At 65.9% G+C, this 16,442-nt stretch carries 14 protein-coding genes; 4 read left to right on the forward strand and 10 right to left on the reverse strand.

The genetic code is table 11. From position 1 onward, the window contains the following. Window positions 1-142 precede the first annotated feature (142 nt). Window positions 143-1,528 (reverse strand): glycine--tRNA ligase, encoded by a 1,386-nt coding sequence (locus tag AC1C2M_RS11855; RefSeq protein ID WP_495433143.1) that lies wholly within the window; start codon window positions 1,526-1,528, stop codon window positions 143-145. A 493-nt stretch (window positions 1,529-2,021) separates the two neighbouring features. Between AC1C2M_RS11855 and AC1C2M_RS11860 the strand changes: the two genes are divergently transcribed. Beyond that, the gene (locus AC1C2M_RS11860; RefSeq protein ID WP_495436642.1) at window positions 2,022-2,771 is read left to right on the forward strand and encodes an alpha/beta fold hydrolase; all 750 of its coding nucleotides are present in this window, start codon (window positions 2,022-2,024) and stop codon (window positions 2,769-2,771) included. Then, a complete protein-coding gene (locus AC1C2M_RS11865) occupies window positions 2,768-4,027 on the forward strand; it encodes an NUDIX domain-containing protein (protein WP_495436644.1) in 1,260 nt (419 codons plus the stop codon). Before AC1C2M_RS11860 ends, AC1C2M_RS11865 begins: the two co-directional genes overlap by 4 nt. On the opposite strand, the gene bsh is transcribed toward AC1C2M_RS11865, so the two are convergent. From bsh to AC1C2M_RS11895, 6 genes are all read right to left on the reverse strand, one after another. After that, entirely contained in the window at window positions 4,024-5,022 is a 999-nt protein-coding gene (gene bsh, locus AC1C2M_RS11870) for a choloylglycine hydrolase (protein WP_495436645.1), read from the reverse strand. The two genes, AC1C2M_RS11865 and bsh, sit on opposite strands and share 4 nt — an antisense overlap. Window positions 5,023-5,163: 141 nt before the next feature. Continuing rightward, window positions 5,164-5,592 (reverse strand): VOC family protein, encoded by a 429-nt coding sequence (locus tag AC1C2M_RS11875; RefSeq protein ID WP_495436647.1) that lies wholly within the window; start codon window positions 5,590-5,592, stop codon window positions 5,164-5,166. 64 nt (window positions 5,593-5,656) lie between these two features. Continuing rightward, complete coding sequence (locus AC1C2M_RS11880; protein WP_495433145.1) at window positions 5,657-5,941, reverse strand: helix-turn-helix domain-containing protein; 285 nt, start codon at window positions 5,939-5,941, stop codon at window positions 5,657-5,659. Window positions 5,942-5,981: 40 nt separating this feature from the next. After that, entirely contained in the window at window positions 5,982-6,899 is a 918-nt protein-coding gene (locus AC1C2M_RS11885; RefSeq protein ID WP_483406623.1) for a serine hydrolase, read from the reverse strand. A 294-nt stretch (window positions 6,900-7,193) separates the two neighbouring features. After that, entirely contained in the window at window positions 7,194-9,245 is a 2,052-nt protein-coding gene (locus AC1C2M_RS11890; RefSeq protein WP_483406621.1) for a M13 family metallopeptidase, read from the reverse strand. Between the two features lie 94 nt (window positions 9,246-9,339). Next, window positions 9,340-9,903, reverse strand: a complete 564-nt coding sequence (locus tag AC1C2M_RS11895) for a TetR/AcrR family transcriptional regulator (protein WP_495436648.1) — start codon at window positions 9,901-9,903, stop codon at window positions 9,340-9,342. 51 nt (window positions 9,904-9,954) lie between these two features. Between AC1C2M_RS11895 and AC1C2M_RS11900 the strand changes: the two genes are divergently transcribed. Continuing rightward, the gene (locus AC1C2M_RS11900; protein ID WP_495436649.1) at window positions 9,955-11,400 is read left to right on the forward strand and encodes an MFS transporter; all 1,446 of its coding nucleotides are present in this window, start codon (window positions 9,955-9,957) and stop codon (window positions 11,398-11,400) included. Between the two features lie 97 nt (window positions 11,401-11,497). Here AC1C2M_RS11900 and AC1C2M_RS11905 read toward each other — a convergent pair whose 3' ends face one another. From AC1C2M_RS11905 to AC1C2M_RS11915, 3 genes are all read right to left on the reverse strand, one after another. Further along, window positions 11,498-12,010 (reverse strand): META domain-containing protein, encoded by a 513-nt coding sequence (locus tag AC1C2M_RS11905; RefSeq protein WP_495436651.1) that lies wholly within the window; start codon window positions 12,008-12,010, stop codon window positions 11,498-11,500. 165 nt (window positions 12,011-12,175) lie between these two features. Continuing rightward, window positions 12,176-13,795, reverse strand: a complete 1,620-nt coding sequence (locus tag AC1C2M_RS11910; protein WP_495436653.1) for an ABC transporter permease — start codon at window positions 13,793-13,795, stop codon at window positions 12,176-12,178. Further along, window positions 13,792-14,850 (reverse strand): ABC transporter ATP-binding protein, encoded by a 1,059-nt coding sequence (locus AC1C2M_RS11915; protein WP_495436654.1) that lies wholly within the window; start codon window positions 14,848-14,850, stop codon window positions 13,792-13,794. Before AC1C2M_RS11915 ends, AC1C2M_RS11910 begins: the two co-directional genes overlap by 4 nt. Before the next feature lie 116 nt (window positions 14,851-14,966). Here AC1C2M_RS11915 and AC1C2M_RS11920 point away from each other — a divergent pair, with 116 nt between their 5' ends. After that, on the forward strand, window positions 14,967-16,415 hold the full coding sequence (locus tag AC1C2M_RS11920; protein ID WP_495436656.1) for a collagen-binding domain-containing protein: 1,449 nt from the start codon (window positions 14,967-14,969) through the stop codon (window positions 16,413-16,415). Window positions 16,416-16,442 lie beyond the last annotated feature (27 nt).

Consider the following 16,442-nt stretch of genomic DNA (forward strand, 5'->3'; position numbering starts at 1 on the left):
GGCAGCCTGCTGAATGAGAGTCAATTACACGCGCCGCGCGCGCTATGGGGAGAAGTCCCCCCTTTCGCGGCACTTCGGAGAGTACGACAACGGCCGCCCCTGCAGCAGAGGCGGCCGTTTGTCACGACGGGAACGACAGGGGTCAGGCGCCCTTGAGCCGCTCCGCGAGGTAGATGTAGAGCTCGTCGATCGGCACGCGCTCCTGGGCCATCGTGTCGCGATCGCGAACCGTCACCGCGTTGTCCTCGAGCGAGTCGAAGTCGACGGTGATGCAGAACGGGGTTCCGATCTCGTCCTGGCGGCGGTAGCGGCGGCCAATGGCGCCGGCGTCGTCGAAGTCGATGTTCCACGATTCGCGGAGGTCTGCCGCGACCTTGCGCGCGAGCGGCGAGAGGGCCTCGTTGCGGCTGAGCGGAAGCACGGCCACCTTCACCGGCGCGAGGCGCGGGTCGAGCTTGAGCACCGTGCGCTTGTCGGTGCCGCCCTTCGCGTTAGGCACTTCCTCCTCGTGGTACGCGTCGACGAGGAACGCCATGAGCGAGCGGGTAAGCCCCGCCGCTGGCTCGATGACGTACGGCACCCAGCGCTCGTTCTTACCCTGGTCGAAGAACGAAAGGTCCTTGCCCGAGTGCTCGGCGTGGGTGGTGAGGTCGAAGTCGGTGCGGTTCGCGACGCCCTCGAGCTCGCCCCAGTCGCCGCCGGTGAAGCCGAACTTGTACTCGATGTCGACGGTGCGCTTCGAGTAGTGCGAGAGCTTCTCCGCCGGGTGCTCGAACAGGCGCAGGTTGTCGGGGTTGATGCCGAGGTCGGTGTACCAGTTAAAGCGGTAGTCGATCCAATACTGGTGCCACTCTTCGTCCGTGCCCGGCTCGACGAAGAACTCGAGTTCCATCTGCTCGAACTCGCGGGTACGGAAGATGAAGTTTCCCGGAGTGATCTCGTTGCGGAAGCTCTTGCCGATCTGGCCGACACCGAACGGCGGCTTGACGCGCGCGGCCTGCAGGACGTTGGCAAAGTTGACGAAGATGCCCTGGGCCGTCTCGGGCCGCAGGTAGTGCATGCCTGACTCATCCTCGACCGGGCCGAGGTACGTCTTGAGCATCATGTTGAAGTCGCGTGGTGGGGTCCACTCACCGCGGGTGCCGCAGTTCGGGCAGGCGATCTCGAGCATGCCGGTCTCGGGCGCACGGCCCTTCTTCTCCTCGAATGCCTCGAGGAGGTGGTCTTCACGGAACCGCTTGTGGCAGTGCAGGCACTCGACGAGCGGGTCGGTGAAGACGCCGACGTGGCCGGATGCTTCCCAGACCTTCTTGGGGAGGATGACGCTGGAGTCGAGGCCGACAACGTCGTCTCGACGGGTGACCATGTACTTCCACCACTGGCGCTTGATGTTCTCTTTGAGCTCGACGCCGAGGGGCCCGTAGTCCCAGGCGGATCGCGATCCTCCGTAGATCTCACCGGCCTGGAAGACGAATCCGCGGTGGCGGGCGAGGGCGATGACTGAGTCGAGACGGCTGGATGCGGCCACTGTGGCTCCTGATGCGAAAGGGGTACCGTGCCGGCTGCACGGACCATTCAAGCTTAGCCGCGCCTGTCTGGGCGCCCGGCCAGAGCGCACGTCCGTGCAACGTCCCCTTCGGCAGGATCGCGCAGCATCCGTTCATCCGACGCGAATGCCGACAAACATCGCACACACCGAGCATCCGCGACGGATCACGGTGCGAACCGCGTGTGGACACCCGTTCATGCGGCGCAAATGCCGAGAACCGCGACGGAAACCCGACACGTGCGACGGATGACGGCGCGAACCGCGTGCGGACCTCCGTTCACCCGCCACAAATGCCGACAACCGCGACGGAAACCCGACACGTGCGACGGATGACGGTGCGAACCGCGTGCGGACCTCCGTTCATCCGGCGCAAATGCCGACAAACATCGCACACACCAGGCATCCGCGACGGATGACGGACCAGAGGCGGAAGCCCGCCCGAGCGCACAGGCGGCGTCCGTAGACTTGCCGCATGCCCACACCCCGCGCCCAGGAGTTTCGAACGCGCGAGCGAGTGACGGTGGTCGCCGAGAGCGGCCTCCACACCGGGCCGTCGTTCATTCTGTTGCACGGGATCGGCATGGGCAGGCGATACTGGGGCGCCCTCACCGACACGCTCGGCGCCCATGGCCGGGTGTACGCACTCGACCTCCCGGGATTCGGCGATGCACCCGAACCGGAAGCCCCGCTCACCATGGCGCAATCGGGCGACCTCATCGCCGAACTCGTCGAACGCATGCGGCTTGAGCGCGTCGTGCTCGTCGGCCACTCCATGGGTTCGCAGGTCGCCGCCGAAGCTGCCGCGCGGCATCCGGATCTCTTCGAATCGCTCGTGCTCATCAGCCCGACGGTGAACCCCGATGAACGTCGGGTCTCGACCCAGGCCAGGCGACTCGCGCAGGACCTGTGGGGTGCGAAGCGGCGGGTGCTCGGGTTCGGGGTGGTGTATTACCTCAAGGCCGGGCCGCGCTGGTACACCAGGACGCTCCGGATGATGATGCGGCACGAGGTGGAGAAGATCATGCCGCAGACCCGCGCGAACACGCTGATTGTGCGCGGCAGCGACGACAGGTTGTGCCCCCGCAGCTGGGTTGACCGCATCGTGGCTGCCATCCCGCGCTCGCGCTACGTCGAGGTGCCGGGAACAGGACACGAGGTGATGATGACGAACGGCAAAACCGTCGGCGCGCTCATCGTCCGTCACGCGGAAGGGCGAGTGTGAATCTTCTCGAGAAGGCTGGGATCTGGGCTGTCGACTATGTCGACGCCGCTCAACTGCACATGCGTGCCATTGCAGGGGGCTGGCGTGTGCCGGAACACTACGCGCACGGTGAGCCGGGCAAACCGACCGTCGTGCTCATCCCCGGTGTCTACGAGCGCTGGAACTTCCTCAAGCCCATCGCCGATCGCCTGTGGGAAGACGGCTACCCGATCAGTATCGTGCACGGACTCGGCTACAACCTCCGGCCGATCATCGACACCTCCGACCGGCTGGCCGCCGCGCTCTCGCGGGTACGGGCAAACCCGGCGGGGCGCATCATCGTCGCGCACAGCAAGGGCGGCCTCGTCGGCAAGCACCTCATGCTGACCCACCGTGAGGACCTCGGTATTCGCGGGCTCGTTGCCGTCTGCACCCCGTTCGCCGGCTCGCGTTACGCCAAATACGTGCTCGGCCAGACCCTGCGCGCGTTCTCCCCCACCGACGACACGATTGTCCTGCTCGGCCGCGACTCCAGCGTCAACTCAGAGATCGTCTCCATCTTCGGCCCGTTCGACCCGCACGTGCCCGACGGCAGCGTGCTCGTCGGCGCGACCAACGTCCAGGTCCCGGTGAGCGGCCACTTCCGCATCCTGCACGCGCCGGACACCATCGATGCGGCAGCGGATGCCGTGCAGTTGCTGGCGAGCCGCCCGCCCGGCCACGGCGATGATCCGGTTGCGAGCGCCGATCACGCGTTCGGTTCCGATGACGGGACAACCGTTGTCGACGACAGCGCGCCCTCCAGCTCAGACGCGGCTCCGGCATCCGTCTCTACTCCGGCCAACGCCCACGCCGGCGCAACCGCCCGCGCCCAGGAGCACCCCGACATCCTCGTGTCAGCTGTCGCTCTCGTGCGCGACCGCCGCGTGCTCATGGTGCGCGCACGCGGCCGGGATGTGCTGTACATGCCTGGCGGAAAGATCGACGATGGCGAGAGCGCCGCGGATGCTGCGGTGCGCGAAGCCCGCGAAGAGGTCGCGGTTGGCCTGGTTCCCGGCACCGTGCACCAGCTCTTCACTGTCGTGACCCAGGCGCACGGCGAACCCGACGGCAGGCAGGTCCGCATGGTCGTGTTTTCGGGCGAGCCTGACGCTGAACCGCGCCCGAGCGCCGAGGTCAGCGAGGTGCACTGGGTGACAACGGCAGACGCATACCGCTGCCCGCCGGCCGGCACCGAGGTGCTCAAGCAGCTCGCCGCACTCGACCTGATCGACTAGCGGCTCTCAACCGTTGCGCGGTTGTTCACCATCTGAATCTGCTGTTCCTTGACCAGCGGGTAATCGGCGAGCTCGTCTGAATCGAGGTCTTCGTTGTGCATGTCGACCGCGGTGACCTGGCTGTTCTCGTAGGTCGTGTAGTAGTAGATCCCCTTGTCGGTGTTGCAGCACGAGGAATAGATCGTGATCTCGAACTTCCCAGGGGACACCTCGACGCATCCTCTTTGCTGCGCGACGGAGCCGAGGATCTGGAAGAACTGGCTGATCGATTCCGACTCGGAGTCCCCGGAAACCGAGTTCATTTTCGTGAACACGGCCTTCACAAAGCGTGAAGCGGATGACAGATCTCCGGGAAGCCCGATGGCGCCCATTCCGCGGCTGTAGACGTCGAACTCGAGTTCATCCGAGAAGAGCGGTGTCGGCGGATTCTTCGACAGGTGCATGAAGTTGTTGAGGTTGAAGGACTGGATATCGAAAGTGGGGTTGTTGGTGAGGACCCCGACCGGGTTGTCGTAGACCTTGAGTCCCTCGCGCACGCTCTCCACGGTGATGGAGGTCTCTCTGTCCGAGATGATCCAGTGCAACGGCGACAGCGGGAATGACTCACTGAAGTTGATCTTCACGAGGTTCAGCGTTTCGAGAGCGGTCCTCACCTCGGCGACGGTCTCGAACTGCCCCAGGATCCACGGGATGAATTCAAACGGCGTGATGTTCGTCTTGCCCTCAGCCTCCGGCTTGTAGTCGGCGTTCTCCGGGAAGTTGAGCCCGGCCATGCTGAGCCCTTTTTCGTTGGTCGCGTCGTAGTACAGGGGATATCCGTCTGCGATGGTTGCCATCCCGATAATGGCGTGGTGGGTCTGAAGGGTGTCCTCCTTACGAAACTCGAACGCAAAGTTCCTCGGCGTGACGGTCACCGTCTCGTTGTAGGAGAACTCCAGGTCAAGATTGCGACCGAAGTAGTGATCCCGCGTGGTGTAGTTCGCTCCCGTGCACATACGACTTGCCTCCGTTACGACGATGTCCAACCCGCTTGGTGACGCGAGGTTGGATCAGTGACGCGAGGCTAGACCGAGAATAGAAACGGCAATGAGTGCCAAAGGTCCTGTACGCGGGACCTTTGGCACGGCTCGACTCGACTAGCTGGCCGGGTCGGGCCGGGTTCGCGCGGCCTCATCGAGTTCCTCGAAGAGCGTGACCTGCAGTCCCGCAGGCGCATCGAGGCGCGAGTTGAGGGAGTTCCACGGCGTCACCGTCGGCGGCGCCACCAGCTCAGCGCCGTGCCCGGTGAGGTGCGCTGTCTGCTCGTCGGCATCCGTCACCTCGAAGGCAACACGCAGCCGCGGGGCGACCTGCCTGCCGACTTCAACCTCGTCGATCATGCGCTTCTGGGCGGGATTCGCGAGTTCGAGGGTGGCGCGACCGGCGTCAAGGATCATCACCCTCGCGTCGCCGTCGCCCTCGAACGCTGCCTCCTCCGGGAGGCCGAGTGCGTCCCGGTAGAACGCAACGGCCGCGTCGAAGTCCTCGGCTTCGACGACGAGTCTCATTTGCAGGACTTTGCCCATGGTGTCTCCTCCGGTGTCGTGCAGGGTGTAACCGCGGGGCGGGGCGCACTCTTCCCGCCGGTCGCTACCGCTGATCGGAGCTACGGCCCGGCCACAGGTCGGCCTCGAGGCCCTGCTCAAGCCTGGCCACCGTGTACAGATCGGGCCACGTCCGCCCCTGCAGGATCGCCTGGATCGTGCTGTGGTCCACCCCGGCAACCTCTGCGGCCGCGCGGAGACTCCGATTGCCGATGGCTGCGCGAAGGTTCAGGGCGAACTGTCGTGCGACCTCGCCGACCGGATCAGCGGATCGCGAATCGGGCCACCCCTCGGCCAGTTCTCTCGGTGATGGTCGCGACGGTCGAGGCATATGTCGAGGGTAGATGACGCTCGATTCATCCGCACTCGAACTAGTGCACGTACTCCACGAGGTCGAGCCCGATGGTGTGCATCGCATCGAGCACGGCGAGCCGCGGCGGGAGGCCAGAGTCGGTGAACGACGCTGACACCGCGTAAGCGACACCAGCCCGCGGGCCGCGCACGGCTCCGACGTCGGTGCGCACACCGACATCCGTGCCCGTCTTGTTGAAGATGTGAATGCCGTGATCGCCGCCACGATGGGCCAGCGGGTCGAGGCCGAACGCCGACGCGACCATCGAGAGGTCGGTGTTGAGCGAGAGCCAGCTGGCCACCCGCTGGCTCGTCGCCTGGTCGACGACCTCGCCGCGGGCAAGCGCGGAGAACAACCAGGTGAGCTCCTTCATGGAGCCAACGGAGAGGTGGGGCGCGTCGTCAGGTCCGCGGCTGTCGCGCACCTTGTCGAGGAGGGCGAGCCGCTTGAGGCCGATCGACTCGGCTCGGTGTCGCACAGCGTCCAGGCCGACGAGGCGAAGGAGCACGTTCGTGGCGAGGTTGTCGCTCGTCGCGGCGACGAGGGCAGCGAGGTCGGCGACCGGGAATGACGGCGCCTGGAGGTGCTGCCACAGGCCCGAGTCTCCGACCGAGTCGTCTGATTCACGGTCGAGAATGGTCAGCGCTGCGAAATCGTCGTCGGAGAGCCTGGCCGCGACATCGATGAGCAGCAGGACTTTGCCGATCGATGCGGTCGGCATGACGACATAGTCGTCGACGCTCAGGAGCTCGGCACCGCTCGCGAGGTCTGTGACCCGAGCCGACACCTGAACGCCGTTCCTGGCGAGGTAACCGAGCGCCTTGAAGCTGCGCGTGAACGTGTCGCTCGGCTCTGCCGAGCTGTGCTTCGCCCGCCGACGATCCCGCGCGCGCAGCCTGTCATGAGACTTCGGCGCTTGGGGGGTCGGCGGTACCACGGTTCTCCATCACAAGGGTCGACGCATCCGTGACCACTCTCTCCCTGGGCCGCGGACAGTGCATCGACGTCGATATCGGTCGAGTACTGCAATGCAACCCGCCTGACGGGCGGCTCGACCGCTTCAACGGTACCTCAATTGCATCGTCGGTGACGGAAAAACTGACCCTCTCCCGTCAGGCCAACCCACCGCGAGAACACCACTTCCGGTCGAGAACATCGCGCGGAACTGATGTGCTCGACCGGAACTGATGCTTTCGGTGACGGATGCCGCGTGCTGGGCGCCGGCGCGCAGCTACCAGATCGTGACGCGGTCACCCTCGTCGAGCCACAGCGCGTCAGACGGCGTCACACCGAACGTCTCGTAGAACTCGTCGATGTTGCGCACGATCTGGTTGCAGCGGAACTCGTTCGGCGAGTGTGGGTCGATGGCGAGCAGGCGAATCGCCTCAGCATCGCGGCTCTTCTGCTGCCAGGCCTGCGCCCAGGAGAGGAAGAACCGCTCAGCACCGGTCAGCCCATCGATCACCGGGGGCTCCTGGCCGCCGAGCGAGAGCAGGTACGCCTTCCACGCGATCGACAGGCCACCGAGGTCGCCGATGTTCTCACCGATGGTGAGCGCACCGTTGACGTGGTGGTCGGGAATCTGCGCGGGCGCGAGCGCATTGAACTGCTCGATGAGGGATGCCGTCCGCGATTCAAACGCGGATCGATCCTCCTCGGTCCACCAGTCGGTGAGCCGGCCGTCACCGTCGTACTTCGAGCCCTGGTCGTCGAAGCCGTGCCCGATCTCGTGGCCGATAACCGCACCGATCGCGCCGTAGTTGGCCGCGGCATCCCGCTTCTCGTCGAAGAACGGGTACTGCAGGATGGCGGCGGGGAACACGATCTCGTTGAAACCCGGGTTGTAGTACGCGTTGATCGTCTGCGGGGTCATGAACCACTCGTCGCGGTCGAGCGGCTTGCCGATCTTGCCGAGTTCGCGGTTGAACTCGAACTCGCTCGCCCTGCGCACGTTGCCGAGCAGGTCGCGCTTATCGACGGTGAGTGTGGAGTAGTCGCGCCACTTCACCGGGAACCCGATCTTCGGTGTGAACTTGTCGAGCTTCTCGAGTGCACGGGCACGGGTGGCCTCGCTCATCCAGTCGAGGGTCGAGATCGACTCGCGGTACGCCTCGACGAGGTAGTCGACGAGCACGTCCATCTGCTCCTTGGCCTGTGGCGGGAAGAATCGCTCGACGTAGATCTTGCCGACAGCCTCACCCATGACGCCCTCGACCAGCGAGACGCCGCGCTTCCAGCGTTCGCGAAGCTCGGGCGTGCCGGAGAGGGTACGGCCGTAGAAGTCGAAGTTCTCGTCGACGAACTCGCCGGACAGGTACGGCGCCGCGCCATGGACGACCTTCCAGGCGAGCCAGTCCTTCCACGCCTCGAGGCGCGAGGGGACCAGGAGCGGCGCGAGCTCCTCGAAGAAGCTGGGTTCGCGAACCACGACCTCGTCGAGCGCGTGCTCGGGAGCACCCAGCGCGGTGCGCCAGGTCTCGAGGATGCCGGCGGCCGAGCGTGCGACGTCACGTTCGTCGCTGACGTCGACGGCGGTCCCCGCGAACAGGGCAGCAGCATCCGCCCACGAATACAGGTTGTAGGTCGCCTCGCTGTCGCGGGTGCGCACGTTGTCCCAGTGCGCGGCCGCGATGCTGGTCTCAAGCTCGAAGACCCGCTGCGCACGCACGTCGGCTGCGGTGAACTCGTCACCATCGGCGATGCCGTCAGCGGCGAGCTGGAACATGCGCTGGACGTGGGCGAGGTAGGCCTCGCGCACCGACGCGAAGGAGTCCTCGCGGTAGTAGCTCTCGTCTGGCAGCGAGATGCCGCCCTGCTCGATGAGCACGAGGTAACGCTCGGGGTTGCCCGGGTCGTTGTCGACGTAGAGCTGGAAGAAGCCACTGACACCAACGCGTTCAAATGCGGCAACAGCCGACACGAACTCCTCGATCGTCTCGATGGAGTCGATCGAGGCGAGCTGCTGGGCGATCGGCGCTGCACCGAGCGCCTCGATGAGCTCGTCGTCCATGAAGCTCGCGTAGAGGTCGCCGACCTTGCGCTGCTCGACGGCCGTCTCGCCCGTCGTCTCGGTGGCGCCCTGCGCCTCGAGGATGATGTCTTTCACCGCTTTCTCGGCCTCTTCGGCGAGCTGGTGGAATGATCCCCAGCGGGCCTTGTCTGCCGGAATCTCGGTGCGGTCGAGCCACTTGCCGTTGACGTGGCGGTAGAGGTCGTCCTGCGGACGCACCTCCGGGTCGAGTTCGTCGAGTGCGATGCCGGAGTGGAGCGCTGCGTCAGTCATGGTTCCACCCTAGTTCCGCTGCCCGCCGTTCAGACAGGAATGGGTGCTCTCACACTGCGGATGCTGTCGGCCGGCGCTGCACATTCCCTCCGGTTCAGGAGGCGGCAGTCTCCACCGCGAACGTGCGGGCGAATCCGACGACGAGTTCCCGGTAGGTGAGCTCGTGGTCGCGATCGTTCTCCTGTGCGCTCGAGTGCCACCGTTCGCAGAGCGCGATGATCGCCTCGACGATCGTCGTGGCATCCCACCGCGTCGTCACACGGCCGGCGTCCTGCAGGCCGGCCACCACCGAAATCGGAGTACGGCCATTCGCGCGGGTTCCCATCAGGCGGAAAAACTCGTCTTCACGTTCGAGCCGCGCCCAGATCATCGTGCGGGTGCTGTCGGGGTTCTGCGTGACGTAGTCGAACACCGCCGTCGCAAATGCGGTCAGGTCGGCGGGCGAACCGATCGCAGCGACGAGGTCGTCTGCGGCATCCTCAACGACAGCATCGAACAGGCCCTGCTTGTCCGTGTAGTACGCGTAGATGCGCTGCACATTCGCGCCCGCCAGTTTTGCGATGCGATCAACCCGTGCGCCAGCGAGGCCGTGTGCCGCAAACTCACTCCGCGCGGCGTCGAGAATGACAGCTTTGGTGCGAACGGATGCCACGGTCATGCCATCATATTAGAGCTAAAAGCAAATACTTATTTGGAAAAGGTAACCCCTGTGTCACTTCCGTCCGAAGCTCCGCTCTCCAACAAACGCCGCTGGTGGGTGCTCGCCATCGTTGCGCTCACCCAGCTGGTGGTCGTCCTCGACGGAACCATCGTCAACATCGCGCTGCCAGAGGCGCAGGCCGACCTCGGCCTCACCGACGTCGAGCGCCAGTGGGTCGTCACCGCGTACGCCCTCGCGTTCGGCGCCCTGCTCCTCCTGGGCGGCCGCATTGCCGACTACTGGGGGCGCAAGCGCTCGTTCATCGTCGGCATGATCGGGTTCGGCATCGCCAGCGCATACGGCGGGCTCATCGGCACGGGAATCGAGCTGATCGTCGCGCGTGGGCTGCAGGGCGCGTTCGCGGCACTCATGGCGCCAGCCGCACTCGCCATCCTCACCACAACCTTCCCGTCCGGCCGCGAGCGCAACACGGCGTTCGCCGTGTTCGGTTCGATCGGTGGCGCGGGAGCTGCCGTCGGCCTCGTTCTCGGCGGAGTGCTCACCGAGTTCTTCAGCTGGCGCTGGTGCCTGCTCGTCAACGTCCCGGTGGTTCTCATCGCGATCGTCGCGGCGATCTACCTCCTCCGCGAGAGCAAGGCCGACGGCGACAACAAATACGACTTCCTCGGTACCGTCCTCGTCGCACTGGGTCTTGGCTCGCTCGTCTACGGCTTCACGCTCGCCGAACAGGGCTGGGATTCACTCGGGGCCTGGGCGTGCCTTGCTGCGGGCGTCGTGCTGATGGCGCTGTTCTTCTACTCTCAGTCGAGGGTCGCGCAGCCGTTGCTCCCGCTCCGCGTCATCGCGAACCGGGTCCGTGGGGGTTCTCTGCTGCTTCAGATGGTGTCGGGCAGCGTCATGATCGGCATGATGCTCTACCTGACATTCCACCTCCAGATCGTGCTCGGGTTCTCACCGCTTCTCGCCGGGCTCGCGTCGCTGCCGATGACCATCGTGATCAGCATCGTCGCCCCGATCGCCACCAAACTGCTGCCGAGGATCGGCCCCAAGCCCCTCATGGTTGTCGGACCACTCATCGCCGCCGCGGGAATGCTCTGGCTGAGCCGACTCTCCGTGACGGGTAACTACTGGACCGAGATCGTGCCAGGGGTTGTTCTGCTCGGCGTCGGAATGGCCATGCTCTTCGTGCCGATGCAGAACCTTGCCCTGCTCGGCGTCGAACCCCACGATGCCGGTGCGGCGAGCGCGGCCAACACTGCCGCGATGCAGATTGGCGGATCGATCGGACTCGGCATCTACACAGCGCTGTACACGGCGGGCAGTGCGACTGGCACGAGCTTCGAGGCCTTTGTCTCGGGATACTCCGCGGTATTCATCGGCACAGCGGTTGCGCTCGTGATCGGCTCGATCATCGCCGCCACGTTCATCCGCGGGTCGAAGGAAGACCTCATGCCGATGGGCGACAAGGCGGAGAAGGCACTCCACGTGGGCTAAGTGGCTGTGGCTGCGGCCAGGACGCGCCCACGAGAAAAGCGGGAGGGGTTCGCCCCTCCCGCTTTTCTGTGCCGTCGTCTCGGTTTTGTCGGCGCGATTAGTCGTCGTCGGGGTCGTCGTAGTCGGGACCGTCGCGGTCCAGCGTGCCGATCGGCACACCCTCACCGTTGAGGAAGGCCAGTTCGTCGTCATCATCCGGCTCGACAACCGCCGTGGCCGCACTGCTCAGCCAGGTGTTGACGCCAGCGCACGCGACGAGGGTCGTGGCGAGCTCGGAAAACACTATCGCCTCGTCTTCGATCGTCCAGGTCCCCGCGAGGTCGTTGCATCCGTCGCTGCCGGTCACGGTTCCGTCCTGGGCAAATTCGAGGTACGGGTCATCGGCGTCGTCGGGGTCGCCCCACGTACCGACAACAAACTCTTCGGTGAGGGTGGGTATGCGACCGCTGTCCTTCGGGCTCCCGGTATCACGAGTGCCACCGCCGGCACCGCCGTCGCGCGGCGGTGCTCCGTTGTCCGGGCCCCCTCCGCACCCCGTCAATGCGAGCGCGAGCGCAAAGACCGCGACGATCGCAGAGATGCCTCTTCTGTTGTGAGTCTGGCTGATCATGACACCCCTCCAATAGCCAGTGCGCGGGCTGGCACCGGGTTGATTATGGCGAGGTTAAGCCGGGCATCGGGCGCCGACCAGAGTCGTCCGACCCCGCAGGGAGAACCACCCCACGATGTGCCACGTGAAGAGGGCGCCGCGATCGACCCGGGTTGTGGCCGCAGGTCACGCCGCTGCCAGGTCGCGCCGGTTCAGAACGACGGATGCCGCGATCCCCGCTGCGATCGCGAGCGCGAGCATCCCGAATCCACCGCTCCAGTCCGTCTCGCTCCCGAGGGCGATCGGGGTGTGAGAAAACGGTGAGAGGTTCTCGGCCCACTCGGGCAGGCCAACGAGCTTGCCGAAGAGCCCGAGGAACGCGCCGGCCGCGAGAAGCGCCCAGCCGATCGGGCCGGTGAACCGGGGCAGGAGCACGAACACGAGGGCGACGACGCCCAGATAGAGCAGTGCGGCGGGAAGCTGAGCAGCGCCCGCGGCGAGCGCGTCAGCTGTCGTGACATTCTCCGCTCCGACCAGGGCAGCGGAGAGCGCGGCCGCCACGACCGAGGCGGCGAGCACGAGCACAACGGCGACAGTGCCAACGAGAAGATAGTCAGCGAGCCATTTGACGCGGTGCACCGGCGTCGCGAGGACGAGTTCGGCGGTCGTGAGCGCCTCCTCCTGCCGAGCACGGACGATCGCCTGGACAGCACAGCCCGCGGCGAGAATCCCGACGACGGTGAAGATCACCGACAGGAAAGCCTGGCTGAGTGATTCCCCCTCACCCGACAGCCGGCGCAACTGCTCGGCGACCGGGTTGCTCGCTACGTCATTGTTCCCGGCGATACTGCCGAGCGCGCCCCCGAATACTCCGAGCAGAACCCCGCCGGCCGCCCAGCCGATCACCGACGGCCAGTGCAGGCGCCAGGCCAGGCCGAGCGAACCCGACAGTGTTGCCCGCGCCCGCGGCCGCCCCACGCCTGCCCCGAACACGCTTGCGCCGCTGTCCCTCGCCACCTGCAGCAGGCAGGCGGATGCCGTCAGCACGGCCGCGAGGGCGACGTTCAGCAGCAACGGGGTTGCGTCATCCGCCGTGAACGGGTGCGTCGCCAGCCCCCAGCCGATCGGCGACAGCCAGCTCGGCCACGCGCTGTCGACCGTGAGTCCGTCCTCGGAGACCGCCCCGAACGCATCGCCGATTCCGCGAGCGAGATAAGCGAGGAGCACGAGACCGGCCGCCGTGCCGTTCGCCGCCCGAGAGGTGAGCATGAGTTCCGAGGCGACCAGACCGACGGCGAGAAAGCTGACGCCAACGGCCGCGAGCGACAGACCGGTGAGCCAGGAACCTGCCGCGTCCAGGCCTGCGGCCAGCAGGCATCCGCTCACCACGATGACGAGCAGAAGATTGACGATCACTCCCCAGGCAAGTGTGGCGCTGAGCGGAAGCAAGCGCGGAATCGGGGTCGCCGCCACCAGCTCGGCCCGGCCGGTCTCCTCCTCGGCGCGGGAGTGGCGGACGGCGAGGACGGTGTTGACGAGGCCGACGAGCAGGCCGAGGAAGGCGAAGATCGTGAAGATGAAGAGGGCGTCGACCGCAGCGCCCTGCGGTGGCCCGCGCAGGATAAGGATGGCCGGGTTCGCCGTCGCCAGCCTCAGCAGCGCGGCCCGCTGCGTCTCGTCGCCGAAGTTGTCGCCGAGCGCCGCCGCCGTGAAGAAGACCAGTGCACCGATCGCGGCGAGCCAGCTCAGCGTCTGGACCCGATCCCGCCTCGCCCGCTGCCCGAGCAGCGCGACAAACTCGGTCATCGTCGGTCTCGGGCGTGGCGGGCCGGCGGGTGAACCACGGCCGGGTCTGCGGGGACCGCGCCTCGGGCGACGGCGGCCTTCCGCGGCGGTCCAGGGGTGGCCGCGTCACGCCCCGGCCGAGGGGGTGACGCAATCGCCGACGCTGCCTCGGCGCCTGCCCCATCGCCGTAGTGCCGGAGGAAGAGCTCTTCGAGAGAGGGTGGCGTAATCGTCAGCCCCGTCACCCCGAGCGCCGCCAACGCGGGCAGGAGATCCGTGACCGAGGCGGTCTCCGCGGTGAACGCGACCCTGCCATGCTCGACCCGAAGGTCTTCGACGCCGGGAAGGGCCGGGAGGTCAGCGTCGCTGAGGCCGGACGCAGCGAAGCTGATCTCGGTGCGGGTGAGGCGCCGGAGATCGCTGAGCGTTCCCTCTTCGACCCGCCGACCCGCGCGGATGATGCTGACGCGGGTGCAGAGCTCTTCGACTTCGCTCAGGATATGGCTCGACAACAGCACTGTGGCACCGTCGGCGACCCGGTCGGTGAGCTCCGTCCGGAACACGGCCTCCATCAGGGGATCGAGCCCGGACGTCGGCTCATCGAGCAGGTACAACTCGGCGGGCACGGCGAAGGCGGCGACCAGCGCCACCTTCTGTCGGTTCCCCTTGGAGTAGGTGCGCCCCTTCTTCGTGGGATCGAGCTCGAAAACATCGAGGAGACGCTTTCTGCTCCGCTCGTACTCGGTGCGGTCACGGATACCGCGGAGCCGGCTGAGCAGGTCGATCGCCTCGCCGCCGGTGAGGTTGGGCCACAGGCTCACGTCACCGGGAACGTAAGCCAGCCGCCTGTGGATGGCGACGGCATCCGCCCGGGGATCCAGCCCGAACACGGTCGCGCTTCCGGAGGTCAGCCGCGCGAGGCCGAGCAGGATGCGGATCGTCGTCGACTTTCCCGCCCCATTTGGCCCGAGAAAACCGTGGATCTCGCCGGCTTCGACGTCGAGGTCGAGGCCATCGAGTGCGTGCACCTGGCCAAAGTGCTTGCGGAGATCACGAGCCTGAATCACGGTGCTCATACTGCGGAGGCTACGCTTCGCGGGGCGCGTTGACCAGACAGGAGCGCAATCTCAGCGCGGACGAGGACAAGGGAAGTCTCTACCGACCGTCTCCCCTCCTTGCTATACCTAGCCCGATGAGGCGATACACGACAAAGCGACTTGCAGGAATGGCGATTGTGGCCGGAACGGTTGGCGTTCTGGCGGCCGCCACAGTTCTTGCTGCGGGGTCTCTGCCCGCTGAGGGAGCGACCATCACGGTCGGACCCGTCAACCCTGTCACCGTGACGGTGAGCGGGCATCCGGCGAATAGCGGTTTCACCGTGTTTGTTGAAGGCGACGTTGCTTTGAACGCCGACGAGACCGAAGGGACAGTCGCCTTGGGTGGTGATCTGAGCTTCGGCGCTAGCTATTCAATCGCCGGTGCCGGGATATTTCCCAACACCTTCACAGCACCCGGTGACACTCAACCGACGTACCTCTATGTCGGAGGAGGGGTCGACTTCGCAGCGAGTGGCTCCAACGTGCTCAGGGTGCTCAACAACGGCTTCACGAAGATCGCCGACGCATCGACATATTTGGCCCTGGACCGCGACAACAACAACGCGACGGTCAACTACAACATTGTCGAGCCCGGAGCAGCATACGGTTCCGTTCCCCGAATCGAGGGAACGGTTATTGAGACACCCGCCCAGGTCTCCGCGCCGGTTAGCGCCGACCTGATCGACATTCCGGGAGCGTTCACCGCATATCGCGGGCTCACCACTCAACTCGCCCAATGCACCCCGAACGCCACACTGACCGACGATGCGGGCACGCCCCTCACCTCGCCCGTCGCTCCGGGGACCCGGGGTCACCTCTCGCTTACTCCCGGCGTGACGAACGTACTGAACATCCCGGCATCCGACCTCGAAGCGCTGAGCGAACTCGTTGTCGACTCACAGCCCGCCGAAGACACTCCCGTGCTCGTGAACATCAGCGGGCAAACGTTCAACGGCTCCATTCCGAATCTGCCGGGTGCGACTTCGGCCCAGGCACCGTACATCCTGTGGAACTTCCCAGAGGCGACATCTGTGACCGTCGCCGGCGGTGACAGCCTCGAAGGCACGATTTACGCCCCAAACGCCAACCTGAGCTGGCAAGTCACGCAGAACATCGAAGGAAACGTGATCGCGGCGCAGTTCACGCACGGCACGCCAGCCATTCCGGGCGGGGCACCGAGGGAAGTGCACAGCTTCCCGTTCAATACCGAACTCACGTGCACCTACGAGGACGGGTCGACGCCAACGCCGACGCCAACGGACACGCCTACGCCCACACCAACGGACACGCCAACGCCAACGCCAACCGTTACGCCGGACCCGACTCCCACTCCGACGGATACCCCAACCGCACCCGCGCCAGGTCCCGGCTCGGATCCGACACCGGATTCTCAGACGGGGACATCGTGGGGAGATGACCGGGACCGTTTGCCGGGCACAGGAGGGGACGTTTCCCTCGCAGCGACACTCACCGGCATTGCGACTGCTGCCGCCGTGGGTGGCGCGCTCCTTCTCTTCGGACGGCGTCGCACGAGCAAGGACTGAGACCGGGTCAGGTCCCTCCCAACGTGG

This window comes from Mycetocola sp. Y444 (genome assembly GCF_059445295.1).